This window comes from Amycolatopsis sp. M39 (genome assembly GCF_001651785.1).
GTDB lineage: Bacteria > Actinomycetota > Actinomycetes > Mycobacteriales > Pseudonocardiaceae > Amycolatopsis > Amycolatopsis rubida.
In genome coordinates, this window is the sequence record NZ_LWSF01000004.1 from 20,727 (window position 1) to 45,058 (window position 24,332).

The 24,332-nt window shown below is 70.3% G+C and carries 20 protein-coding genes and 1 pseudogene; 11 read left to right on the forward strand and 10 right to left on the reverse strand.

The genetic code is table 11. The features are described from left to right. Positions 1-44: 44 nt before the first annotated feature. Positions 45-650 (reverse strand): hypothetical protein, encoded by a 606-nt coding sequence (locus A4R44_RS10655; RefSeq protein WP_067578840.1) that lies wholly within the window; start codon positions 648-650, stop codon positions 45-47. 137 nt (positions 651-787) lie between these two features. Between A4R44_RS10655 and A4R44_RS10660 the strand changes: the two genes are divergently transcribed. After that, positions 788-1,366: a helix-turn-helix domain-containing protein gene (locus A4R44_RS10660; RefSeq protein WP_067578842.1), complete on the forward strand. Its 579-nt coding sequence runs from the start codon at positions 788-790 to the stop codon at positions 1,364-1,366. 41 nt (positions 1,367-1,407) lie between these two features. After that, entirely contained in the window at positions 1,408-2,034 is a 627-nt protein-coding gene (locus tag A4R44_RS10665; RefSeq protein WP_067578844.1) for an alpha-ketoglutarate-dependent dioxygenase AlkB, read from the forward strand. 524 nt (positions 2,035-2,558) lie between these two features. Here the strand turns inward: A4R44_RS10665 and A4R44_RS10670 are convergent. Further along, positions 2,559-3,836 (reverse strand): cytochrome P450, encoded by a 1,278-nt coding sequence (locus tag A4R44_RS10670; RefSeq protein WP_067578846.1) that lies wholly within the window; start codon positions 3,834-3,836, stop codon positions 2,559-2,561. A 251-nt stretch (positions 3,837-4,087) separates the two neighbouring features. Here A4R44_RS10670 and A4R44_RS52270 point away from each other — a divergent pair, with 251 nt between their 5' ends. From A4R44_RS52270 to A4R44_RS10680, 3 genes are all read left to right on the forward strand, one after another. After that, the gene (locus A4R44_RS52270) at positions 4,088-5,026 is read left to right on the forward strand and encodes an AAA family ATPase (protein ID WP_369805869.1); all 939 of its coding nucleotides are present in this window, start codon (positions 4,088-4,090) and stop codon (positions 5,024-5,026) included. A gap of 119 nt (positions 5,027-5,145) precedes the next feature. Beyond that, a complete protein-coding gene (locus tag A4R44_RS10675; RefSeq protein ID WP_369805870.1) occupies positions 5,146-7,179 on the forward strand; it encodes a hypothetical protein in 2,034 nt (677 codons plus the stop codon). Positions 7,180-7,596: 417 nt separating this feature from the next. After that, complete coding sequence (locus A4R44_RS10680) at positions 7,597-10,314, forward strand: P-loop NTPase fold protein (protein WP_157904850.1); 2,718 nt, start codon at positions 7,597-7,599, stop codon at positions 10,312-10,314. A 427-nt stretch (positions 10,315-10,741) separates the two neighbouring features. Here A4R44_RS10680 and A4R44_RS10685 read toward each other — a convergent pair whose 3' ends face one another. The 3 genes from A4R44_RS10685 to A4R44_RS10695 are packed head-to-tail and all read right to left on the reverse strand — an operon-like array spanning position 10,742 to position 13,160. After that, entirely contained in the window at positions 10,742-11,587 is an 846-nt protein-coding gene (locus tag A4R44_RS10685) for an ABC transporter permease (RefSeq protein WP_067578851.1), read from the reverse strand. After that, positions 11,584-12,567: an ATP-binding cassette domain-containing protein gene (locus A4R44_RS10690; protein ID WP_067578853.1), complete on the reverse strand. Its 984-nt coding sequence runs from the start codon at positions 12,565-12,567 to the stop codon at positions 11,584-11,586. Before A4R44_RS10690 ends, A4R44_RS10685 begins: the two co-directional genes overlap by 4 nt. 23 nt (positions 12,568-12,590) lie before the next feature. After that, positions 12,591-13,160, reverse strand: a complete 570-nt coding sequence (locus tag A4R44_RS10695) for an NADPH-dependent FMN reductase (RefSeq protein WP_067578855.1) — start codon at positions 13,158-13,160, stop codon at positions 12,591-12,593. A 218-nt stretch (positions 13,161-13,378) separates the two neighbouring features. On the opposite strand from A4R44_RS10695, the gene A4R44_RS10700 reads away from it, so the two are divergent. Next, positions 13,379-13,618: a hypothetical protein gene (locus tag A4R44_RS10700; protein WP_067578857.1), complete on the forward strand. Its 240-nt coding sequence runs from the start codon at positions 13,379-13,381 to the stop codon at positions 13,616-13,618. A gap of 62 nt (positions 13,619-13,680) precedes the next feature. Here A4R44_RS10700 and A4R44_RS10705 read toward each other — a convergent pair whose 3' ends face one another. The 3 genes from A4R44_RS10705 to A4R44_RS10715 are packed head-to-tail and all read right to left on the reverse strand — an operon-like array spanning position 13,681 to position 18,862. After that, on the reverse strand, positions 13,681-14,568 hold the full coding sequence (locus A4R44_RS10705) for an ROK family protein (protein WP_067578859.1): 888 nt from the start codon (positions 14,566-14,568) through the stop codon (positions 13,681-13,683). Further along, positions 14,565-17,432 (reverse strand): beta-mannosidase, encoded by a 2,868-nt coding sequence (locus A4R44_RS10710; RefSeq protein WP_067578861.1) that lies wholly within the window; start codon positions 17,430-17,432, stop codon positions 14,565-14,567. Before A4R44_RS10710 ends, A4R44_RS10705 begins: the two co-directional genes overlap by 4 nt. Beyond that, a complete protein-coding gene (locus A4R44_RS10715; protein ID WP_067578863.1) occupies positions 17,429-18,862 on the reverse strand; it encodes an APC family permease in 1,434 nt (477 codons plus the stop codon). Before A4R44_RS10715 ends, A4R44_RS10710 begins: the two co-directional genes overlap by 4 nt. A gap of 1,035 nt (positions 18,863-19,897) precedes the next feature. On the opposite strand from A4R44_RS10715, the gene A4R44_RS10725 reads away from it, so the two are divergent. Then, the gene (locus A4R44_RS10725) at positions 19,898-20,977 is read left to right on the forward strand and encodes a DnaJ domain-containing protein (RefSeq protein WP_067578867.1); all 1,080 of its coding nucleotides are present in this window, start codon (positions 19,898-19,900) and stop codon (positions 20,975-20,977) included. A gap of 39 nt (positions 20,978-21,016) precedes the next feature. After that, positions 21,017-21,676 carry a DUF998 domain-containing protein gene (locus tag A4R44_RS10730; RefSeq protein WP_067578869.1) on the forward strand — a complete coding sequence of 220 codons (660 nt, stop codon included), beginning with the start codon at positions 21,017-21,019 and terminating at the stop codon, positions 21,674-21,676. On the opposite strand, the gene A4R44_RS10735 is transcribed toward A4R44_RS10730, so the two are convergent. Then, entirely contained in the window at positions 21,609-22,214 is a 606-nt protein-coding gene (locus A4R44_RS10735; RefSeq protein WP_095213277.1) for a glycosyltransferase 87 family protein, read from the reverse strand. The two genes, A4R44_RS10730 and A4R44_RS10735, sit on opposite strands and share 68 nt — an antisense overlap. Positions 22,215-22,293: 79 nt before the next feature. Further along, a pseudogene (locus A4R44_RS50155) lies at positions 22,294-22,368 on the reverse strand (hypothetical protein); the annotation flags it as partial. Between A4R44_RS50155 and A4R44_RS50160 the strand changes: the two are divergent. From A4R44_RS50160 to A4R44_RS10750, 3 genes are all read left to right on the forward strand, one after another. Next, positions 22,337-22,684, forward strand: a complete 348-nt coding sequence (locus A4R44_RS50160) for a hypothetical protein (RefSeq protein WP_067578872.1) — start codon at positions 22,337-22,339, stop codon at positions 22,682-22,684. The pseudogene A4R44_RS50155 and the gene A4R44_RS50160 overlap by 32 nt on opposite strands. A 406-nt stretch (positions 22,685-23,090) precedes the next feature. Then, on the forward strand, positions 23,091-23,846 hold the full coding sequence (gene fabG, locus A4R44_RS10745) for a 3-oxoacyl-ACP reductase FabG (protein ID WP_067578875.1): 756 nt from the start codon (positions 23,091-23,093) through the stop codon (positions 23,844-23,846). Positions 23,847-23,851: 5 nt separating this feature from the next. Further along, entirely contained in the window at positions 23,852-24,304 is a 453-nt protein-coding gene (locus tag A4R44_RS10750; protein WP_067578877.1) for a MaoC family dehydratase, read from the forward strand. Positions 24,305-24,332: the final 28 nt, after the last annotated feature.

The following is a 24,332-nucleotide window of genomic DNA, read 5'->3' on the forward strand; positions in this document are numbered from 1 at the left end:
CCGCCGGACGGGTGCCACGCGGCGGCAGGCACCCGCCCGGCCGCTCACCTGGTCCAGAACTTGATTCCGCTCCACTGCACGGTAATCGGCCCCGCCCCGCTCGCCGTCCGGTACGACCCGAACTTGTCGTAGTAACTACCCGATGGGCTGTCGTCGGTCTGCTTCAGCGAGCCGTTGATGTATACCTGGTGGGAGCTGCCCACTTGATTGATCGTGGTGACCCGCACCGAAGTCCCGGCCGTCGCGCCGGTCGCCACCGTCTGGCCGTTCTCGACGGCGTAAAGACGTCCGCCCTTCTCCACCGCCAGCAGAAAATACGGCCCGGCGTTCGGACCGTCGCGGAACGTCTGCTTCAGGCTGATCCGCGAACCGCCCATGCTGGTGATCTTGAAGGAACCCTCGAACTGGTGCGTGCCGCCGGCGTAGGTCTCGTAGCGGCGCTCGGCGCGCTGTTCGCCGCTGCCGTCGGAGCAGGTCAGCTTGAAGGTGAGCCCGCTGATCTGGCCGCAGCCCTTCCGCTGTTCCTTGTACCCCGGCGACCAGGATTTCCAGGTGCCGCCGCCGACCTGGGCATCCGCGACCGGGGCGAGAATCGCGAGCCCGCACACCGCCGCCGCCAGTGCTCCGCCGATCCGGGTTCTCGTGCGCACGTGCCGACCTCCGTGGAACTCAGGGCGGCGGTAGCGGTACAGGTCCAGACCACTGGCTGATCACTCTAAGTCCCCGGCCGGTCGCGGGCAAGAGCTCCTCCCTTGACGACTTTGTTTGTCACTGCTTGGCTCAGGGGATGCAGGACGTCGAAGTGATCGAGGACCCCGCTGTCGCGGCGGCCGCGCTGGACCCGGTGCGCGCCCGCCTGCTGGCCGCGCTGACCGAACCGGCGTCCGCCGCGGCACTGGCCGCCCGAGTGGGCCTGACCAGGCAAAAGGTCAACTACCACCTGCGCGCGCTCGAATCGCACGGCCTGGTCGAACCCGCCGGAACCCGGCAGTGGGGCGGCCTCACCGAACGCCTTTTCGCCGCCACCGCCGGCGCCTACCTGGTCTCCCCCGCCGCCCTCGGGGCCGTCGGCTCCGCCCGCGTGAAGCCGGACCGCCTGTCGGCGAGCTACCTGCTCGCCGTCGCCGGCCGCACCCTGCGCGAGGTCGCCGGATTGGCCCGACGCGCGGCCCGCGCGGGCAAACCGCTCTCGACGCTGACCCTGGACACGGAAATCGCCTTCGCGTCCGCCCGCGACCGCTCGGCCTTCACCGACGAGCTGGCCGCCCTCGTGACCGACCTCGTGTCCCGCTACCACAACGAGTCCGCCCCCGACGCCCGCCTGCACCGCCTCGTCGTCACCGCGCATCCCAAGCCCGCCGAGTAGTTCATCCGAACAGGCGTTCGAATATCGTGTAATTTGGAGGCATGAGTCAGGCATTTCAGGGCTCGCTGTTCGGTGCCAGCGGGCCGGCCACGCTGGGCCCGCTGTCCGGCGTGCAGCGCACCGAACTGGGGCAAGGCGCGTGGATCGACGTGCTGCCCGGGTGGCTCGACGGCTCGGACGAGCTGTACGAACACCTGGCGGCCGAGGTCCCGTGGTACGCGGAACGCCGCCAGATGTACGACCGAGTCGTCGCCGTGCCGCGTTTGCTGTGCTTCTACCGGGAGCACGCGCCCTTGCCGCACCCTGTCCTCACCGAGGCCCGCGAAGCACTGTCCGCGCACTACGCAGGTGAGCTGGGCGAACCGTTCCGCACGGCCGGACTCTGCTACTACCGCGACGGCCAGGACAGCGTCGCCTGGCACGGCGACGACCTCGGCCGCGGCCGGACCGAGGACACCATGGTGGCAATCCTGTCCGTCGGTGCCGCCCGGCACCTGGCCCTGCGCCCACGAGGCGGCGGAGACTCAGTGCGGTACCCGCTGGGGCATGGGGACTTGATCGTGATGGGCGGATCGTGCCAGCGGACGTGGGAACACGCGATCCCGAAGACGGCCCGTGCGGTGGGGCCGCGGATCAGTATCCAGTTCCGGCCGAGAGGGGTGCGATGAGGCAAGAAGCCCGGCGAGGACAGTGCGGGCAGAGGCGACGGGTTCCGCTCACCTGCGTGGGCCCAGTCCGACCAGGACGCGCTCATCACGAGTGCGCGGTCGGTTCGGTCAAACGGCCTCGTGCGTTCATGAGCACTGCGGGTTCGGCCGTACCGCCCGTGCGGACCAGGCACACGCTGCTGGTCCGGCCAGGGTGCCTGGTGCACCCATCAGCGCACCGCCGCTGCGCACCACCCGCCCGCGGCCGGTCCAGCCACGCCACCCCGCACACCCTGAACCCACCACCGGTCCAGCCGCCCCGCACACCACGACCCCGCCGCCGGTGCGGCCACTGCCCAAGCCATCCGCCGGGCACATCCGCGGCATCCGGCAGCAGACGGCCGATCCCACCAACTCAGCCGCAGCCGCACGAGACCCCCCGCACCGACCGGCCGCCGACCCGCCCCGAGGCGACCACCCGAGCCAGCCCGGCNCCCGCCCCGAGGCGACCCCCCGAGCCAGCCCGGCCGTCCAGCGATCCGAAATCAGTCCACCAGCACCGGCAGCGAATCAAGCCCGTACACGATCGACACCTTCCGGAACTCCAGCTCCTCCGGCTGCACCGCAAGCCGCAGGTTCGGGAACCGCCGGACCAGTGCCGGGTACGCCGCCCGCAGCTCCATCCGGCCCAGCTCCGCGCCGATGCACCGGTGGATCCCGTACCCGAACGCCAGGTGCGAGGACGGCTCGCGGGCCGGGTCGAAGCGGTCCATGTCGCCCTTGCCGAGCACCGGGTCGCGGTCCGCGACCGACAGCGAAACCAGCACGATGTCGCCCTCGCTGATGCGCACGCCCGCGATGTCCATGTCCTGCTTCGCGAACCGCGGGAACGCCATCTGCACCACAGTCAGATAGCGCAGCAGCTCCTCGACGAACCGGTGCACCGCATCGTCGTCGCCCCGGACCGCCTCGAACGCCGCCGGGTCGCGCAGCACCACCAGCGCGCCCAGCGCCAGCATGCTCGCCGTGGTCTCCAGGCCGCCCGTGAGAATGCCGTCCGCGAGACCGGCGAGCTCGCGGTCGTCGATCTCGTCGCCGTGCTCCTTGATCAGCATGCCGAGCAGGCCGTCGCCGGGCTGTTCGCGCTGCTTGCGCACGATCTCCAGCAGGTACCCCAGCGACTCCGAGATCGCCCCCAGCGAGGCGCCCGCGCCGCTGAACAGGTCGAACCGCGCGGTGCTCAGCCGCTGGAAGTCCGCCCGGTCCTCATAGGACACGCCGAGCAGCTCGCAGATCGTGAGCGACGGGATCGGCAGCGCGAACTGCTCCCACAGGTCCACCGGGCCGTCCGCGGCGGCCATCGCGTCCAGCTGGTCCGCGACGATCTCGTCGATCCGCGGCGTGAGCCGGGAAAGCCGGCGCATCGTGAACTCGGGCGTCAGCAGCTTCCGCAGGCGCGTGTGGACCGGCGGGTCGGCGAATCCGAGGCCGCCCGGGTTCTGGTCCTCGGTGACGCCCGCGTTGCCGACGAGGTTCGTGAAGTCGTTGCTGAACTCCGTGCCCTTCCCGAGGACGGCCTTGGCCTCCTCGTAGCCGGTCACGAGCCAGGCGTTCATCCCGAACGGCAGGTCCAGCTTGCTGATCGGCGCCTCGCCGCGCAGCTTGCCGAGGTCGGGAACCGGGTCGAGGCCTTGGCGGCGCAACGGCTCCAGCGCCGAATCCGGCAGCAGCGCCATCTTTTCGAGATCGAAACCACGCTTCTGCTGGCGGGCGATGTACCGGCGGCCGGCCCAGGCGAGGATGCGCGAACGGAGACTCCCCATGGCGGCGACAGTACCGCAACCACCCCTTCCGCCGGTCCCGGGCGGAGACGCCCGTCACCCTGTGACCAACGGAGGTCCACAGTGGACTCCCGTCACCCGGCCAGGTGACGGGTCCCGGGAATTGTCAGACCCCCCGGACAGAATGGCCCGCATCGGCAGCGACCTGGTGGCCGGCCGGTCGCAGCCGGTGAAAGTACGCGACGACGAGGCGAGTCCCGTGAGAGGCTCGCAAAGAAAGGGAGGAACCGGACATGACTGCGGCGCTGATCGGGCGGGCCCACCCCGCCGCGACCTTGCGCGCGCAGCTCTCGCGCGCCACGGCCAGCCACGGCGGCCTCGCCCTGGTCGCCGGCGAGGCCGGAATCGGCAAGACCACGCTGGTCAGCGCACTGGCCGACGACGCGCGAGAAGCAGGCGCGCTCGTCCTCGGGGGCACGTGCTGGGAGTCCGGGGCCGCGCCCGGCTATTGGCCGTGGGTCCAGGTCATGCGCTCGCTGCGCCGCGAGGCCGCGCCGCACGAATGGGCCGTCGCCAGCTCGCCGACGCTGTCCGCGCTGCTCGGCGAAACCCCCGAGCCGCCCGCCGACGACGGCTTCGAACTGCCCGACGCGGTCACCCGGGCGCTGGTCACTGTGGCGCAGGACCGACCGGTGGTCGTCATCCTCGACGACTTGCACTGGGCCGACCCGGCGTCGCTGCGGCTGCTCGAATTCGCGGCCCAGCACACCTGGTTCGAGCGATTGCTGCTCATCGGCACATACCGCGACGTCGAGGTGGACGCGCCCAGCCATCCCCTGCACGAGCTGATGCTGCCGCTGGTCGCGAAAGCAGCCACGATCACGCTCACCGGCCTCGACGAAACCGGAGTCGCCGAGCTGATGAGCCGCACCGCGGGCGCGGATCCGGGCGCCGAACTGGCCGCCGACGTGCAGCGCCGCACCGGCGGCAACCCTTTCTTCGTCGAGCAGACAGCGCGGTTGTGGCGCAGCGGAAGCACCGTGTCCGCAGTCGCGCCCGGAGTCGCCGACGCACTCCAGCGGCGGCTGTCCCTGCTCCCCCGCGCGGTCACCGATCTGCTCACCAACGCCGCGGTGCTCGGCCGCGAGTTCTCGCTCCGGCTGCTCGCCGCCACCGTCGGTGCGCCAGCCGCACAGGTCGACCACCTGCTCACCCGNTCACCCGCGCCGTAGCCGCCCGGCTCGTCATCGCACTCGGCGAAGGCCGCTTCTCCTTCGCGCACGACCTGGTACGGGAGTCGAGATACGCCGAACTGACCTCCGGCGAAGCACAACGCCGCCACGCCGCGGTCGTGCGCGCCGGTGAACACACACCGACCCTGATCGGCGTCGCCGAGCGCGCCCGGCACGCCTACCTTGCCCATGCCGAGCTCGATCCGAAGCAAGTAGTCCGCCTCTTGCTCGCCGCAGCCAAAGACGCAGGCGCCCGGATGGCCTTCGAAGAATCCATCGCGCACCTGCGCCGAGCCCGCGAACGAGCGGCAGACGACCGCGGCCAAGCCGTCGTAGCGCTGGAATTGGCCACCGCGCTGTGGCGCTCCGAGGCGAAAGACGAAGCCTGGCTGCTCTGCGAGGAGGCCGTGGCCCTGGCTCGCCGAGAGGACAACGCGAACCTCCTGGCCCGGGCCGCCCTCACCCTGTCGAGATTCGGCACCGGCGGTGCCCAGCGCGAGTTCACCGTTCACGTTCTCCGCGAGGCGCACGAAAAACTGTGCGGCGGCAACGCGGCCGAACCCCTCTCGCTGGACCGCATCAGGCTGGAACTCACCGCCCGCGCCACGATCCTCGCCCGCGCCGACGAGGACGACGACGCGCTGGCGTTCACTTTGTGGGCCAGACACGACGCGATCTGGGGCCTGGGCAGCGGCGCCGAACGCGAGCGGCTCACCGACGAACTCGCCGCCATCGCGCGGCGCACCGGCGACCGGGAGAACGAGTTCTTCGCGGCCTCGCTCAAGTGGGTCGCGATGCTGGAACAGGGGGATCCGCGGTACCTGGACCAGTTCCACGCGTTCCAAGGGGTCGCCGGAGAAGGCGTGCAAGCCGCGAAACTGGCGGAAGCGATCGACCGCAACATCATCTGCGCCTTCCGCGGCCGCTTCGCCGAAGCCGGCGAAGCACTGGCCGCCGTGGAAATCTTCGGCAGCAACGACTACGGCTACATGCCCGACCAATTGCGCTGGAGCGCGCTGCTGGTCCAAGGCCGATTCGCCGAAGCCGCCGACCTCCCCGCAAAAATGGCCGATGCCGGTTTCCCCCACCCGGCCCTGTTGCGCACCCTCGCCGCAGCACTGGCCGGCGACGCAGCCACCACCCGACACGAACTGTCCGAAGCGCTCGCAGACGGCCCATACGCCCGTGCCTTCACCCCGCTGTGGCTGCGTTGCCAAGCCCAAGCGGCCGTCGTGCTGGAAGACCGCGCAGCAGCCGAACGCTTGCTGCGCGAGCTTTCCCCGCACTCCGGAGAATGGCTGGTCTCCCTGTACGGCTGCGAACTGAGCGGCCCGGTAGACCTGTGGACCGGCCTGCTGCACAAGACCCTGGGCGACCACGAAACAGCCGCCGCCCACTTCACCTCCGCCGCCCGCTCCGCAGACCGGTTGCGTGCCCGCCCGTGGGCCGTCGAAGCCCGCAACCACCTGGCAGGCACGCTGCTGGACCTGGGCGACACCGACCGCGCCGCCGCCCTGGCCGATGTCGTCTCCGCTGAAGCCGTCGAACTGGGCCTGCACCACATCACCGCCCGCCCCCGCCCCGCGACGTCGCCACCACCTGCTGCCGTCAACGAATTCCACCGAACCGACGCGGTCTGGACCCTGCGCTTCGCCGGCCGCGAGGTACGCATGCCAGACGCAAAAGGCCTGCGAGACTTGAACTTCCTGTTGAGCAGACCTGGCACCGAAATACCCGCCGCGCACCTGCTCGCCCCCGACGGCGGCCAAGAGTCCGAAGCCACCCGCACCTTCAGCGGCGACCCCATCCTGGACGACACCGCGAAAGCCGCCTACCGCCGCCGCCTGGACCACCTGGACGAGGCCATCGCCGCCGCCGCCCTCCGCGGCGACGACGCCAAAGCCGCCACCTTGGACACCGAACGCGCCGCCCTGCTCGACGAACTCCGAACGTCCACCGGCCTGTCCGGCCGAACCCGTCGCCTCGGCGACGAAACTGAACGAGCCCGCAAAGCCGTGACTGCCCGCATCCGCGACACCCTCCGCAAACTGACCGCCCTCCACCCGGAACTGGCCGACCACCTCCGCCGCACCATCACCACCGGCTCGTCCTGCAGTTACCAACCGGACACCCCCATGACCTGGCGCCTGTAACCGCCAGCGCGCCCGGCCGACCGCGCCCAGGCCGGGCATCAGGGGGAAGAGAAAGACAAGGAGAAGGGAGAGAAAGAGACAGGAGACAAGAACAAACCGCACCACCGCACCACCGCACCACCGCACCACCGCACCACCGCACCACCGCACCACCGCACCGAGTGAGGGTGGCCAGGCGGGTCAGGTCGCGCAAGCGGGCTCATGCAGCCAGGCCGCCCGGGGAAGGGGCTGCCGATGCCGCGGCTCGCGCGAGGCCGAGCCCGGCAGGTCGGCGAGGCTCACGGGCGCGGCAGTGCTTCACCCGGTGCACCGGAACCACACGCCGGCCGAAAGGGCGGAGTCCGAGCGCGGCAGCGGTGCTGGTGGCTAGGCTGGCCGTCCGCGTCGACGTCGAGGTCGTGGAGGCCGCAGGCAGATATGGCAGGCACACCCGCACACAACGACTCCGGTTATCTCGGTTCAGCAGGCGGGACCTCGTGCCATGTGGTGCGCACGAACCGTCCGTGGGAATCCGGGATCGATGCCATCGGAGTCTCCGTCGGTGACATCCTCGGCAGCCTCGGCCGCGCCGTCCGCGAACAGTCGCTGGACTCGGGCTGGGATTCGATCGACTACGAGGCGATTGTCCCCGAAAGGCCGTACGTGCTGAGCATCCGCGGCACCGACCGGGGCTCGCTGCGGTTCGCGGTGCTCATGACTCCGCACGAAGGCGGCGGCTCCAGCCCGCCGACGTTGCCGGCGATCGCCACGGCCGCTGAAGCCGGCATTCGTTTCGCAGCGAGGGCGAACTCGAGCGCGTTCGGGTTGCCGCTGCTGGGCACCGGCGATCTCGGATTCAACGAGGAGGAAGTCGCCGCGGTAGTGATTCCAGCGGCGGTCCGGGCGCTTCAGGACACCAGCGGCCTGCGCAGTCTTGTCTTCGTCTGCAACTCCGAGCCTGCGGAAGACGCTATCCGCGCGGCCTGGCACCAGGCGGGCGGCATGCGATTCTCCGCGGTCGAACTGGCCGGCGGCGTCTCGAACGACCTGGTCGATCCGACGCGCGGCATCCCTCTCGAACGCGACCGGCTCGGCGTCGCACCCTACGTGTCGATGCTGGCGACGGTGATCGCCGACCGGAGCACTCTGCCGCCGCTGTCGGTCGGGGTGTTCGGCGAGTGGGGGTCCGGCAAGAGCTACTTCATGGGGCTGATGCGGGCCGAGGTGGGCAGGCTCGCGGGGTCGGGCAATCCGGCTTACTGCCGCGAGATCGTCCAGATCGGGTTCAACGCCTGGCATTACGCGGACCGCAATCTGTGGGCCAGCCTCGGCGACGAGATCTTCCGGCAGCTCGCCGGTCCGGGCCCGAATGCGCAGCAGCGGCGTGACCAGCTGCGCGAGGAGCTGGCCACACGGCTCGATCAGGTCACCGAACTCGAGGACGCGAAGCGGCAGGCGCAGGCGACTGCGGCGAAACTCCAAGCGGATGTCGACAAAGCCGCGCTGAATCGGAAGGACGCCGCGAGAGTCCTGATCCGGGCGTTGGGCGGCAGCCGGGAAGTGTGGCAGCGCCTCGGGATTCAGGACGAGGCCGAGCAAGGGGCGCTGCTCGTCGAGCAACTGCGCGGCACGTTGTCCGAAGCCGAGGCATTGCGCAGGTCGCCGAAGGGGCGTTGGGGCAAGGCGGCGCTGGTCGCGTCCGCGGTCATCCTGCTCGCCGGGTTCTTCGTCGCCGCGATCGTGCCGGTGGCGCGGGAATGGCTGGCCGGGGTCGGCGTCGGGTTCGCCGCGGTGGCGGGCACGGGGGTCGCGTTGCTGAGCCGGGCCCGGTCGGGATTTCGGGAGTTGCGCGAACTCAGCGAGGATCTCCGCCGCGGCATCGACCGGCGCGCGAGCCGGATGGTCTCGCCCGAGGTCGCCCGGATGCTCGAGGAGATTCGGCGGGCGGAGACCGATCAGCGGGTCGCCGAGGCGCAACTGGAAGAAGTGGTGGCGAGGGTCGGCGAACTCGGCCGGGAGCTGACCGAGCTGACGCCGGGCCGCAATCTTTACGCTTTTCTGGCCGACCGCGCGCACGGCGATTCCTATCGGCGCGACCTCGGGCTGATCTCGACCATCCGGAAGGATTTCGAGCAACTGGTCGAGCTCATGGACGATTGGCGCGCGCACCCCGATTCGGCCGGCACCCCGATCGACCGGATCGTGCTGTACATCGACGATCTCGACCGGTGCGGCGCGCGCCAGGTGGTCGAGGTGCTGGAGGCGGTGCATCTGCTGCTCGCCCTGGAGTTGTTCGTGGTGGTGGTCGGCGTCGATCCGCGGTGGCTGACCCGGTCGTTGCACAGCCGCTACGACGGGATGCTCGACGATTCCCCGGACGCAGGCAGGCTCGCTTCGCCGGAGGACTACCTCGGGAAGATCATCAATCTGCCGTTCGTGCTGCCGACGATGTCCGAGGGGAGCCTGCGCCGCTTGCTGCGGTCGCTGACCGACGACCGCCTGCTGGAGCCGGCGGGCGAGGAACGGACGCAGCGGATTCCTCCCCCGGCAAGGACACTCCCGGACCTGGTTCCCGAGATCGAGGAAGGGTCCGAAGTAGACAGTCAGAGCCGTCCGGAGCGGGCCGCGGATCCGCCGCGTCCGCTCACGCCCGCGGAGATCGACCTGCTGTCCGAGCTGGACGCGCTGATCAGCACGCCGCGCGAGGCGAAACGGCTCTTCAACCTGTACCGGATGCTCCGCGCGACCCGGGACCTGTCCGCGGCGTCGCATTTCCTCGGCGACGACACCGAACCTGGTGACTACCAAGCAGTCGTGGCGCTGCTCGGTCTGCTCACCGCGCCGGGACTCGTGCTCGAAAAGGCACTGGACACGCTGCCGGACCCGGAACGATCGATCACCGGCGGCCTCGTCCACCGTCCGCCGGATGCCGCCTGGGCCGCGTTCGTGGCCGATTGCGCACCGCGGCGCCACGGCGAGGTCTGGCGGAACCCGGTCGCCGGGACGCTCTGCGACAGCGAACTGCGGGACTGGCGTCAGCTGCATCGCGGCCTTGCCCACGTTTCGGCCACGCTCCGCATCGACACGCTTTCCCGATTCCAGCGCTGGATTCCGGCCGTCCGCCGATTCTCCTACGTGCTCTCCCCCACGACCTGACTTCCCGGGAGACCGTCCGGTTCGCGACCCGGACGATCTCCGCGGAGCAGGGGTTGTACAGCGGCGCGACCGGCACCAGCCACATCACGGCCTCGCCCACGTATCAACCACACCGCATCAACACACTTTCCCAGCCCCAGCACTGGATCCCGGCCGTCCGCCACGCACCACCCCACGACCTGACTACCCAGAAGACCAACCAGCCCGCGCCCCAGACGCACCCGCCGGAGCAGAGTCACTTTCGGCTGCACAGCGGCGCGAACGGCACCAGCCACATCACGGCCTCGCCCACGTATCGACCACACCGCATCAACACACTTTCCCAGCTCCAGCACTGGATCCCGGCCGTCCGCCACGCACCACCCCACGACCTGACTGCCCGGAAGACCATCCGGTCCGCGACCCAGACGGGACCCGCAGAGCAGGGTCACTTTCGGTTGTACAGCCGCATCGTCAGCGTCCCGAACACTGCGGTCAGCGCGACCGACGCGATCAGCGTCCAGGTGATGGCGCCGCCGTCCCAGGCTCCGGACATCATCGAGCGCACCGCGGTCACCAGGTGGCTGATCGGGTTGGCCGAGACGCCGGCCTGGAGCCAGCCGGGCATGGTGGACGGGTCGACGTAGATGTTGCTGAGGAACGTCAGCGGCATGATCACCATCATGCTGACGCCCATCACCGACTTTTCGGACCTCAGCAGCAGCCCGAACATCGTCCACACCCAGGACAGCCCGAACGAGAACACGAGCAGCAGCAGGACTCCCGCGGCCACGCCGCCGACGCCGCCGTCCGGGCGGAAGCCCAGGATCAGGCCTACCACCATGATCACCACGGACGCGATCAGGTACCGCAGCACGTCGCCGAGGAGGTAGCCGACCATCGGGGCGGGACGCCAGATCGGGAGCGTGCGGAAGCGGTCGAACACGCCCTTCTCGATGTCGGTGTTCACCGCGACGCCGGTGTACATCGTGATCATCACGACGCTCGACGCGAGGATGCCCGGCAGGAAGAACTGCAGGTACTGCGTCGGCGAACCGGCCAGCGCGCCGCCGAACAAGTACGTGAACATCAACGTCATCATGATCGGGAACGCGGTGACGTCGAACAGTTGCTCCGGCACGTGCTTGATCTTCAGCACCGCCCGCCAGCCGAAGGAGAACGACGCGGACAGCGCGCTCGGCCGCGGCGGCCGTTCGGTGGCGAGCAGGACCGCGGCCAGCTCGTCCGGTTTCGGGGTCGCGAGGTCGAGATCGGGTTCCTTGACGGTGGTCACGCCGCCTCCTCGGTGGCTGTGCGGTCGGTCAGAGCCAGGAAAACCTCGTCGAGGCTGGGCTGGCCGAGCGAGAACGTGTCGACGATGACGCCGGCCTTCGCGAGTTCCGCGAGAGCCCGCGACGCGCGGTCGGCGGCGGCTTCGTGCGCGTCCGACGACAGCCGCGCGGTGATCGCGACCGGGTCGGGATCCAGTTGCACGGTGGCGGACAGTGCGCGTTCCAGCATTTCGGCGGCGGTCGCGCGCTGGTCGGCGTCCCGCAGTCGCACGTGGACGGCTCCGACTCCGACCGAGGCCTTCAGCTCGCCCTTCGTGCCCTCGGCGATGACCCGGCCGTGGTCGATGACCGCGATCCGCGACGCCAGCTGGTCGGCCTCGTCGAGGTACTGCGTGGTGAGCAGGACGGTGGTGCCCTGCGCGACGATCGCGCGGACGATGTCCCACACCTGGTTGCGGCTGCGCGGGTCGAGGCCGGTGGTCGGTTCGTCGAGGAACAGCACATCCGGCGTGTTGAGGATGCTCGCGGCGATGTCGAGCCGGCGGCGCATGCCGCCGGAGTAGTTCTTCACCTGCCGGCGCGCGGCGTCGGTGAGCCCGAACGCGGCGAGCAGCTGGGCCGCCCGATCGCGCGCGGCGGCGGTGCGGTGCCCCAGCAGTTTGCCGAGCAGCACCAGATTTTCTTGCCCGGTCAGGTCTTCGTCGACCGAGGCGTACTGGCCGGTGAGGCTCACCCGGCTGCGCACGGCGTCCGCCTCGCGCACCACGTCGTGGCCGAACACCCGTGCTTCGCCGCCGTCCGGGCGGGACAGCGTGGCGAGCATCCGGACGGTGGTGGTTTTGCCCGCGCCGTTGGGCCCGAGGACGCCGTACACGGTTCCGGCGGGCACCACGAGGTCGACCCCGTCGACCGCACGGGTCTCGCCGAACACTTTGACGAGCCCGGAAGTCTCGATCGCCGGTTCCCCGGCAGCGTTGCTCATGTCTTTTCCTTCCCCTCAGTTCTTCATCCGCGATACGGCCGCGCGCGCCGGCCGTCGCGCAGCGCGAGTCCCCACCAGATCAGTTCGTCCAGTAGAGCAGAGGCCGCGTGGCCTGCGGATTCGCCGTGCGGACCCGCGCCGGGGTCGTCGCATTCGTGCTCAAGCAGGTCGAGACACACCGAATCCCGCACCGTCGCCGTGTGCAGTTCGGTGAAGACATCCCGAAGATGCTCCACCGCGTAGCGGCCTCCCGCGCGGTAGCCGTAGGAGACGAAGCCGACCGGTTTGGCCCGCCATTCCTCGTACGCGCAGTCGATCGCCTGCTTCAGCGACGCCGGGAAGCTGCGGTTGTACTCGGGCGTGACCACCACATACGCCTCGGCCGCCGCGATCCGCTTCGCGAACCCGGCCATGACGGCCGTCGGCTCGGCAGGCAGCCGGGCCGGGATCGCGAACGTCGCGAGGTCGAGCACGTCGAGCACCGCCCCGCCGTGCCCGGCGGCCCGCTCGACGAACCATCGTCCGATCTCACCGCCGGCCCGGCCTTCCCGGGTGCTGGCGACGAGCACGGCTACCCGCAGCTCCTCGTCCACATTTCTTGGGCGCCAGATTGGTGCGCGATGCTGCCAGATTGGATCTAGCAGGGCGTTTGTGCTGCTCAGCGAGCCAGGGAAGAGTGCCCGCGAGTCCGCTGGACGGCAGCGGGGAGAGACGCAAGAACGGATCTGGCGCGTTCTCTTCTCGGCGGCAGTCAGCGGCTCACCGCCGCGGCGCCAGCCCCGAAACCGCCATCGCGGGCAGGATGACCCGCATGGACACGGATCTGCCCACAGTCAGTGTGCGTTTGCGGCGCGCCGATGCCGTGGTGCTGTTCGACTGGTTGATGACCGTCGACCTGGACACGGTGCCCATCACACATCCAGCGCAGAAGCAGGCGCTAGCCGATCTGCTCTCCGGCTTGGAATACCTGACCGACAGCGACGTCGCTCAATCCACGGCTGAGGAAATCGAGGCCGCGCAGGCGGAGGTCGCCAAGGACATGGGCTGGTAGCCGCTAAGACTTGGTACCCGTGACCGGCGAGGCGCGGAAACAACCCCGCCGGTCACGGAGACTCACTCCCGCAACGCCAACGCCACCGCGCCCAGCAGCGAAGCGTCCTGGTCGAACCGCGCGGGCACCAGTTCCGGCGGGAACGGCACCGCCGCGGTCAACCGCTCCCGCAAAGCGGGCAGCAGCACGTCAGCCGACCGGACCAGCCCGCCGCCGACCGCGATCCGGGCGGGGTCGAAGGCGATCGCCAGGTTGGCCACGTGCATGGAAAGCTCGTCCAACGCCGAAGCGACCAGCTCCTTGGCCTCCGTGTTTTCCCGTGCCAAGGCGAACAACTCCCCCGCAGTGACCGGGCGGCCGAGCAGCGCGGTTGCCCGCGTGCCCAGCCACCGGCCTCCGACGGCTTCTTCCAGCGGCGCCGCTCCGCTGGCGAAACCGTCGGCGTCGTGCGGGGTGCGCAGGTTGTATCCGATCTCCCCGGCCGCCCCGTTCGCGCCGGTCAGCAGGCGGCCGCCGACCAGGACCGCGGCGGCGATTCCGGTGCCGAGGGACAGGAAGACCGCGGGGTCGGCTCCCTTCAGCGTGCCCCAGGTCCATTCCGCCAGTGCCGCGGCTTTGGCGTCGGTGCCCACCGCGACCGGAACGGCGGGGAAGGCTGCCGACACCAGTTCGGCCAGGCGGAGTTCTTCCCAGCCGGGCACGTTCGGGGCCAGCAGGATCCGGTCCGGCAGCACGATTCCCGGGCTGACCACGCCGATCGCGGCCAGCGGGGTACCGGAAACCAGCTCGGCGGCGGCGGCCAAAGCCCGCGTGACCACCTGTTCGGCGCCCGCTTCGGCGTCGGTTTCCAGGCGGCGGGCCGCCAGCAGGGCGCCAGTCCGGTCGGACAGACCCAGCGCCACTTTCGTGCCGCCGAAGTCGATGCCCAGGATCAGGTCTTCCGATGTCACTCGCGGGTCCCCTCGATGACCGGCGGGACAGCGCCCTGGCTGTCCCGGTGCGGACCGGCGGGCACCACGACCCGGCCGGTGTTGAACCCGTCGACGCTGACGGTCGGGGCCGCGCCGCGGAGGTCGGCGGCCCGGTAGCGGACGGTCAGCGTCTGCGACTGGCCCGGCCACAACGTGATGTCGTTGTCGTCCCAGGTCGCGGCTGGCAGCTGCGACCCGTCGGCAGAGCGGCGCAAGTCCGCGCGCAGGAAGAAACTGACCGCGGAGGTCTTCGACGTGTTGGTGACCGTGACCGCGGTCGCGGTGTCCGTGCCGTCGGGGCCACGCGACGGGCGGGTCGACGCGGCCACGCCGACCCGCGACTTCGGCAGATCGCGCAGGGCAGTCAGATCGCTGTACTGGCTCATCGTCGCCTGCGGGTTCTGCAGCGTCTTCGCCCAGTCGACGACGTCCTTCCGCGTCGACATCCAGTAGACGTTCCGGTCCACGACCTTCCCGCCCTGGCGCACCTGCAACTCGACGAAGTACACCTGCGCCTTCGCGGGGGCCTTCGTCTCCGCCGGGACCTTCGGCTTCAGCAACTCGGTCGCGACGCCCTGGCTGTCCAGCGAAACCGCCGGAGCGGTCTGGTCGTCGAGGACCTTGCCCGCGGTGTCATACACCTTGGCACGCACCGAAATCCCGTTCTGCCGCGCGGCGCCCAGATTGGACAGCGCGACCGTGCCGGTGTCATAGGCGTAGAGCGCGTGCAGCGGCTTGTTCGCCTTCTGCGCACCGAAATACGCGCCTGGCTGGTCGCCGTCGTTGTTGTACAGCGACCACAGCAGCGTCGGCCAGCCCTTGTTCAGCTGCCAGTACACCACGCCGGTCGACGGGTTCTCCTTGTCGTTGGCGTGCGCGAGGAACGCCTCGAACTGGGAACGGGTGTTCTCGTAGTTCGCGATCTGCGCGGACTCCACATAGGACTCCAGTGAATCCCATTTCCCGTATCGACGGGCGATCGACTCGTCCAGAGTGTACAGCGTGCCGAACTTGTAGCCGCCGTGCCCGGATTCGTCATTCGCGTGGTACTGGTTGTACGCCGGGTCCTGCCACAGCTTCGCCTGCTCCTGCGGCGACAGGAAACGCCGGAGCGAATCCAGTGTCGGCACGGTGTGCCCGGCACTCTGTTCGCTCGCGAAACCCCAGGCGCCGCCCGCGTTCGTGCGGCTCGGGTCGGTCTTGTCGAAGGTCGACGAGTCGTACCAATAGGCTGGCGGGACCCAGTCGTAGGGGCCTTCCTTCTCCCCCGACGGGCCGAGCGTCTTCGTGCTCTTGTACTCCGCCGACGCGATGACCGGCACGTCCCAATCGGCGGCCTTGAACGCGCTCAGCGTCTCGGTTTCCTGTCGCGGGATCGGCTCGTTGTCGCTCCAGCCGTAGGTGATCACGCTGGGGTGGCCGCGTTCGCGCTGCGCGATCGAGTACGCGGAATCGTGCATGATCCGGTAGTCGCGATCGGTCAGTTTCTCCGGATGCTCCGGCTGCCAGGCGTCGCAGCAGAGGAATCCGCCGAGCACCAGCAGTCCGGCGCGGTCGGCCTGGTCGTAGAAGTCCGCGGGCATGTCGTGGCCTTCGAGCCGGACTCCGGACAGGCCCATGTTCTTGATCAGCGCGATCTGGTGCGCGATGTCGGACTTGTCGTAGCGCAGGAACAGGTCCGGTGCGAAACCGCCGCCGCGGAACACGAAATCGCGGCCGTTGACCGCGAACTTCCGCGCGCCGTCCGGCAGCGCCGGGGACTTGCCGATCAGCTTCGACGTCACCGTCCGGATCCCGAACGTCTCCGACGACGAGGTCGACACCACGCCGCCCTGCGAAACTGTCGTGCCCAAGGTGTACAACGGCTGTGCACCCATCGAGTACGGCCACCACACCTGAGGCTTGACGATCTTCAACTGCGGGAACTTCGCCGGCGTGAACGTCACGGTTTGCTTGGCGTGCGCGGGAACCGTGACATTCTGCCGCACCACGACCGGCCAGCCGCCGCCCGGCGGTGTGACGGTCGCGGCGACCTCGCCGGTCTGCGGCGCGGGCGCGTCGTTGGTGACGTCGACCTTCGCGGTCAGCGAAGACGTCGACAGATCCGCCGCGTTGTCCTGCACGACGTGCGCGTTGGCGCCGCTCAGCGCGTCCGACAGCTGCAGCGTCGGCGGGAACTGCAGGCCGGTGTTGTTGTCCGGCACGATCTGCGCCCAGTCGGCCTGGTCGAGCGTGTACATCGAATTCGGGTCGTTCGGGTACATCTTGACCGCGAGCGTGTTCCGGCCCGGCCGCAGGAGTTTCGTGACGTCGAAGGTGTGCCCCGCGTACGCGCCGCTCACCACGTCCTTGCCGGCGACGAGCGTGCCGTTCAGCCACACGTCGCCCTCGCCGACGACGCCCGGGATGGTCAGCTTCGCGTTCTTGCCGGGCCGGAAGCCGGGGTTGAAATCGGTGCGGAACCACCACGGATCCTTGAACTGCTTCGTGGTGACCGGCCCGCGCTTCGTCTGGTAGCCGAAGCACTTGCGCATGTTGTCCGAGTAATACACGTTCGCGCACTTGCCGTTTTGCACCAGCGCGGTGATCTCGGTGCCCGGCGCGCCCGCGTCGTCCGGCTTCACCTTCAGCCAGCCGCGCGTCGGGTAGCCGGGCTTCGACACCGCCGTGCCGCCGTCCTTGACCTGCGCGGTCGTCAGCACCTGCCAGCCGCCGAGGCCGATTGCCGGCGGACCCTGCGGACGGGACGCCACCGGTTCCGGTTGCTGCGCGGAAGCGGTGGCCGTGACTACGCCGGGGAGGAGGACCAGCGCGGCGATCCCGGCGATCAGCGGTTTCCTCACGACTCCGCCCCCGCGGGCTGGGACGCGAACGCCTCGCGGATTTCCTTGGGACCGAACGGCCACACCTTTTCCTTCGAGGCATAGACCAGGAAGGCGACGAGCCCGAGGGCGATCCAGGCGATCGAGAGCCAGATCGAAAGCCAGCTGGCCGACACGTACACGTAAACCCACCCGATGAGCGCGACGATCGTCGGCACCGGATACAGCACCTGCCGGTAAGGCCGCTTGAGGTGCGGCTGACGGCGGCGCAGCACGATGATCGCCGCGACCTGCGCCAGAGACTGGATGATCACCAGCACGGTGACCGCCGCGTTGATCACGTCAGTCAAGGTGAACAGCGAGCCGATCGCGGTGATCGCGCCCATCGCGAGCACGCCCGCGGTCGGGAGGTTCAGCTTCGGGTGCAGTTTGCCGAACACCGGCAGGAACACCTTGTCGCGCGCGGCTTCGAAGGGCACCCGCGACCCGCCGAGCAGGCCGGCGAACACCGAACCGACCGCGGCGATCACGATGAAGACGGTGACGATCTTCGCGGTCGCCGAACCCCACGCCTGCTCCAGCACCGACGATGCCACGGATGTCGCGTTCTTGAGTTCCTCCAGCGGGGTCGAGCCGAGAACGCCGACCTGCAGCAGGAAGTAGAGCGTCATGATGCCGAGGATGGAGAAGAGGATCGAACGCGGGAGCGTGCGGCCCGGATCGCGGACCTCGCCGCCGAGGTAGGCGCTCGTGTTGTAGCCGAGGTAGTCGTAGACGGCGATGACCAGTCCCGCGCCGAGACCGGACCAGAACGCGCCGCCCGAGCCGAAGGCTCCCGGGGTGAAGTCGAACGCCTGGTGCGCGTCGAAGTGCGAGAAGGCCGCGATGATCACCGCGAAGACGGCGAAGAGCATGATCAGGAACAGCGCGGTGGTGAGCTTGCCGATCTGGCCGATCCGGCGGAACAGCGCGAGCACGATCAGCACGACGAGGCCGATGCCGACGACCTTGCCCAGCGGGGTGACGCCGCCCGCGCCGGTCACGCCCGGCACCAGGTAGCCCAGGTACTGGACCAGCCCGATGATGCCGGTGGACATGATGAGCGGGATGAACAGCACCGCGCTCCAGGCGAAGAGGAACGGCATCAGCCGCCCGGAGCGGTACTGGAACGCTTCGCGCAGGTAGATGTAGGTGCCGCCGGCCCCGGGCAGCGCCGCGCCCAGTTCGGCCCACACCAGCCCGTCGGCGAGCGCGATGATCGCGCCGATGATCCAGCCGAACATCGCCTGCGGGCCGCCCATGGTCGCGACCATCGCGGGGATGGTGACGAACGGGCCGATCCCGCACATCTGCGTCATGTTGATCGCGGTCGCCTGCAGCGGCCCGATCCGGCGTTCGAGACCGTCCCCCGGAAGGGTCGCGGAGTCCCCCGGGCGGGTGGGTGAGCTCACGTCGTGCCTCCATCCAATAGTTAGTAAAGCTTCTTAACATACGCGGAACGGGGTGCGGAAGAGCTGCGTCCGGAAAGTTGCCGAAACCGGTGCGGGAGCGGAAGAAGGGAACGGCGGGGCGCGGGTCCGGCGGACGGGGCCGCCTCCCCGTGCGGGGCGGGTCCGGTTGACGGGGCGCCTTCCCGTGCGGGGGCGGTCCGGCGGACGGGGCCGCCTCCCCGTGCGGGGCGGGTCCGGTTGACGGGGCACCTTCCCGTGCGGGGCGGGTCCGGCGGACGGGGCCATCTCCCGTGCGGGCGTGCCATCCGGCCGGATGGCACCGCTGACCGGGAGCTTCGGCAGCGAGCCTCGCGCGAACCGGCTGCCGGGCGGAGCGCGCGGCTGCCAGGCCGCTTCCCGCCGTCCGCCGATCCGGGAGCGTTCGCCTGATGTCCCAACCCGTTGTGCGCCCCGGGTGCCTCCGGCTGGTCCCGTTGTCCACCGGACATCTCAAGCACCTGGCCGAACTCTCCGCCGCCCCGGAAGCGATGCGCTATCTGGCCGGTGTGCAGACCAAGGAGGGGGCGCGGGAGCTGCTCCGGCACAGGTTCCGCGACATCGGGCTCGACCGCAGCTACGCCAGGACGGCAGCGGACGGCCAAGCCTCCCCGGCGACGATGGCGTCGATCGGGCTCCGGCGCGTCCGGGACTTCGTCGCCGCCCCCGAGTACTTCGCCCCGGGTGACGACCGGCACGCGGTCGAGTATCCCGTCGGCCGCGAAGAGCGGCTGGCGTGTTCGCCTGATGTTCCGACCGGTCTCGCGCACCGAGCGCATCCGGCTGGTCCCGTTCGCCGGTTACTGGGCCTTGCGGCCCGGCGAGACTCCGGGAGAGGCGCGACTTCGTCTCCGCCGGCCCCGGCTGCTTCGCGACGAGTGGCTGGCCCGGAACTAGCGGAAACACGTTCACCCCGGCGCGCCGCGGAGGCGGATGGCACGCCGGCCCGGCGACCCCATATCGTTGCGCGGGCAGCCGTCCGGAGGTGGAACCCGAACCGTGCCCGACTACTACGCGGTACTCGGCGTGGGGAAATCCGCGTCCCCCACGGAGATCAAGGCGGCCTACCGTCGGCTGGCCAAGACGTTGCACCCGGACGCGGGCGGCACGGTCGGCACCTTCCAGCTGTTGCGCGAGGCCTACGACACCCTCGCCGACCCCGATGAACGCGCGCGCTACGACGCCGGCGTTCCGGCCGCCTCGGTGCCCAGACCGCGGCCGCGGCGGCGGTTCGGCGAACAGCCCGGCTACCGGTTGGAAGCGCCGGACATCGATCCGGAAACCCTGGAGTGGTGGTCGTTCGCCGCGGCCGATCCGCGGATGCGGCACGGGCGGCGGCGCGGGCCGGGGCACACGCCGGTCGTCGCGGCGGTCGCCGGCACGGTGCTGGTGCTGGCGCCGCTGCTCGCCGGGATCGACTTCACGCCGCCGGTGCTGATCGTCTGGCTCGCGCTCACCGCGGGCACCGCGCTGCTCGTGCACCGGCTCGCCCGCGGTTTCCTGTCCGCGCGCCGCGCCCGGCACGAGTTCGCGGAGGAGTTCGGCGGCAACGCGGTGTTCGGCTCCCCCGGCGCCGAGGCCGACGAGCTGGCCGAACGGCTCACCGCCGACCTGCTGGAGCGCTATCTGACCCGGTTGCCCGGCGCGCGCATCTTCCACGGTCTCGCGTGGCCCGGTTCGGTGTTCGCCGACGTCGACCACGCGGTGCTGTGCGGGAAACGCCTGGTGCTGGTCGAATCGAAGCTCTGGCTGCCCGGACACTACGAAACCGCGGAGGACGGACGGCTGCTGCGCAACGGGCGGCTGTTCCGCGGCGGCGGCAGCCAGCTGGAAGAAAGCCTGGAGCGCTACCGCGAACTGCTGCCCGGCGTCGCGCTGCGCGGCGCGATGATCGTGTACCCGAGCCGCGACGGGGAGGTCACCACCGCCGAACCGGACGGCGAACCCGGTCCGCCGATGACGCCGGAGCAGTTCCTGCACGAGATCGGCGGCTGGCTGTCCGCCGAACCGTCCACTGTGGACCACAACGCGCTGCGCACGGTGCGCGCGCAGGTCACCGGGTCCGGCCGGGCGGCCTGACTCACCGGGGACATATCCGGCACGTGTCACGCTGAGTGCATGACCACCGTGTCCGCCGGCCGCCGTCCCGTCCTGCTCGCGCTGGCCGGGATCGCCGCGCTGGCTCTCGGCGCCGTGCTGGTGCTGCTGTTGCAGGTGGTACCGCCCACCGACGAGATCAGCGCGACCCGGCGGACCATCAGCGAATACGGGCTGTCGGACCGCAAGTGGGTGTTCGACCTGGCGGTCGTGCTGGTCGCGGCCGGTTCGGCGGTCGCGTTCGCCGTGCTGCGGCTGCAAGGGCGGCTGCCGGTCCTCGCGGCTGTGCTCGGAGCGTTCTGGACGGCCGGGTTGCTGGTGATCGTCGCGTTCCCGAAGACCGACTGGACCCAAGCGGCGGCGACCGGCGCGGGCGGCACCCTGCACCGGGTCGCCAGCGTCGTCGCCTTCGTCTGCCTTCCGCTCGCGGTGCTCGTCTCGGCGCGCAGGGCCTTTCCGAACTCGCCAGGCCGCCGGTTCCTCGCCCGCGCACTCGCGGTCGCGTCGCTCGCCTGGTTCGCGGTGATCCTCGGCGCGGTCGCCGTCGCCGCGATGACCGACCAGCACTGGTGGCTGCTCATTCCGCTCGGCCTCGTCGAACGCGGGATGGCGCTCACCGAACTCGTCGCGCTGGCCGCGCTGGCCGCCCCGGGAAGCGCCGCGTCAGCATCCGGACGCTGAGGACCGCGCCGGCAGCCAACGCGCTCAGCACGGAGGCGTTGCCGAGCACCATCTCGCCCGGATTCCAGGACAGCCCCCGGTGCCCGCCCTCGGGAACCACGGCCAGCGCGATCCCGCTGAAAACCGCTCCGGCACAGATCAGCGCGCGCCTGCCGGACAGAAAACCGGCCAGCGGCACCGCCCAAATCCAGTGGTGTGTCCACGAAAGCGGGCTCACCAGCAGCCCGCACCCCGCCGTCACGAGCAACGCGGCTCGCGGGTCGCCGCGCCGGTGGAACTCGCGGACCAGCAGCGCGCCCGCCAGCAGGCACAGTGCGGCCGACGCCGCGTACCAGCCGAGCGAGGTCGCGCCGAACCTCGCGAGCATCCCGTGCAGAGATTGGTCGAGGACCCAGTCGACGGTTCCGGCGTTGCGGTTGTCCAGCACGGCCGAGGTCCAGTACCGGATCGTGTCTCCCGGCAGGATCAGCGCCCCGGCCGCGCTCGTCCCGAGGAAGGTCGCCGGCGCGTGCCACGCGCCGGAGCGGCGGCCGGTCAGGACTCGGTCTCCTGGCCAGCATTTCGGTCATCCCGTTGCGGGCGGTGTCCTGGATCGACTGAAACTCCTCGCGCAGGCCTTCGTCGAGGCCGGGGAACCGGTAGCGCGCCGAGTCCGCGCGCATGGCCAGCACCGACAGGTGGTGCGCGACCACGTCGTGCAGCTCGCGGGCGATCCGGGCGCGTTCCTCCAGCACCGCCCGGCGGGTGGACTCCGCTTCCAGGTCGCGTTCCGCGCCGCGCAGCCGGGAAACCAGCCAGCCGAACGCCAGCGGCACCGCGAGCAGCACGGAGATCGCGACCAGTTCGCCCCGCACGTTCGCCAGCAGGGCGCCGACCCCGGTGGAGATCAGCCAGACCCACGCCAGCACGCCCGGCCGGCGGGTGCGGCCGACCGCGGCGAGCACGGGGATCGCCGCCACCGCGAACCCCTCGGTCCACGGCCAGCCGAACCGGGCGTGGATCCCGTAGAGCTGGTCCGCGCAGCCCACGACGACGATCAGCACCCGCCAGGCCCACAGCGGGCGCACCAGGGCGAGCCCGACCGCGAACATGGTCAGCGCGGCCGCCAGCACCCGCGGACCCTCGTTCGCGCGGTCGGCGGGAAAGAACGCGAGCACTCCGGCGACGACCGCCGCGAGCCCGGTCAGCGCCTGGTGCGTCCGGCCGGGCGCGACAGCCGGACCGCCGCCCCCGCGCGCGTCCCGCCGCGGCGAGGGGCGCGCTCGTGCTCTTCACCGGCGGCGACCCTACTAGCCGGGACCGGCATTCCGGCCGCACGGGGCGAACCGCACTTCCGAGGTCTCGCGAAATTCTCGTACTAAGCGTACGCTTAGCGCCGCTGCCGAACCGCTTTCTCGACGATGAGGAGATCCCCGTGACCGCTTCCCGTGTGGCCATTGTGACCGGCGCCGGCCGTGGCATCGGCGCCGCCGTCGCCCGCCGCCTCGCCTCCGACGGGTTCGCCGTCGGCCTGCTGGACCTCGACGAGGCCGGAGTCAAGCAGGGCGCCGAGGCGATCGCCGCCGACGGCGGCCGCGCGGTCGGCGTCGCGCTGGACGTCAGCGACGCCGGGCAAGTCGAAGCCGCGGTGACCCGCGTGGCCGAGGAACTCGGCGCGCCGACCGTGCTGATCAACAACGCCGGCATCACCCGCGACAACCTGCTGTTCAAGATGACCGAACAGGACTGGGACTCGGTGCTCAACGTGCACCTGCGCGGTTCGTTCCTGATGACCCGCGCCGTGCAGCAGTACCAGACGCAGGAGAAGTGGGGCCGGATCGTCAACCTGTCCAGCACCTCGGCGCTGGGCAACCGCGGGCAGGTCAACTACTCCGCGGCCAAGGCGGGCATGCAGGGCTTCACCAAGACGCTGGCGATCGAACTGGGCAAGTTCGGCGTCACCGCCAACGCGATCGCGCCCGGGTTCATCGCCACCGACATGACCGCGGCGACCGCCGAGCGCGTCGGCATGAGCTTCGAGGACTTCAAGGCCGCGGCCGCCTCGCAGATCCCGGTGCAGCGCGTCGGCACGCCCGAGGACATCGCGAACGTCGCGTCGTTCCTGGTCAGCGAGGGCGCGGGATTCGTGTCCGGCCAGGTCATCTACGTCGCCGGCGGACCGAAGGACTGATCTCGATGCGCGTGTTCTCCGATGTCGCCGAACTCGCCGAAGCAGTGGGCGGGCCCCTGGGCACGAGCGAATGGCACACCGTCTCCCAGGAGCAGGTGCAGCTGTTCGCCGACGCCACCGGCGACCACCAGTGGATCCACCTCGACGCGGAAAAGGCCGCTGCCGGCCCGTTCGGCACCACGATCGCGCACGGGTTCCTCACGTTGTCGCTGATCCCGGCGTTCCTGCCGGAGATCTACCGGGTCGAGGGCCTGAAGATGGGCATCAACTACGGCCTCAACAAGGTGCGGTTCCCGCAGCCGGTCAAGGTGGGCTCGCGGGTGCGCGGGACCGCGGAGCTGGCCGAGCTGACCGACGTGCCCGGCGGCAAGCAGGCCGTGGTGCGCTGGACCGTCGAAATCGAGGGCGAGGACAAACCCGCCTGCGTCGCCGAGATGGTCTCCCGGCTCATCCTCTGAACCCCGTGACCTCGCACGAACTGGAGTC

Coding starts and splice junctions, on each gene's coding strand:
- A4R44_RS10660 (WP_067578842.1), top strand. CDS start 788: ATGCAGGACGTCGAAGTGATCGAGGACCCCGCTGTCGCGGCGGCCGCG.
- A4R44_RS10665 (WP_067578844.1), top strand. CDS start 1,408: ATGAGTCAGGCATTTCAGGGCTCGCTGTTCGGTGCCAGCGGGCCGGCC.
- A4R44_RS10670 (WP_067578846.1), bottom strand. CDS start 3,836: ATGGGGAGTCTCCGTTCGCGCATCCTCGCCTGGGCCGGCCGCCGGTAC.
- A4R44_RS10680 (WP_157904850.1), top strand. CDS start 7,597: ATGGCAGGCACACCCGCACACAACGACTCCGGTTATCTCGGTTCAGCA.
- A4R44_RS10690 (WP_067578853.1), bottom strand. CDS start 12,567: ATGAGCAACGCTGCCGGGGAACCGGCGATCGAGACTTCCGGGCTCGTC.
- A4R44_RS10700 (WP_067578857.1), top strand. CDS start 13,379: ATGGACACGGATCTGCCCACAGTCAGTGTGCGTTTGCGGCGCGCCGAT.
- A4R44_RS10730 (WP_067578869.1), top strand. CDS start 21,017: ATGACCACCGTGTCCGCCGGCCGCCGTCCCGTCCTGCTCGCGCTGGCC.
- A4R44_RS50160 (WP_067578872.1), top strand. CDS start 22,337: ATGGCCAGCACCGACAGGTGGTGCGCGACCACGTCGTGCAGCTCGCGG.
- A4R44_RS10750 (WP_067578877.1), top strand. CDS start 23,852: ATGCGCGTGTTCTCCGATGTCGCCGAACTCGCCGAAGCAGTGGGCGGG.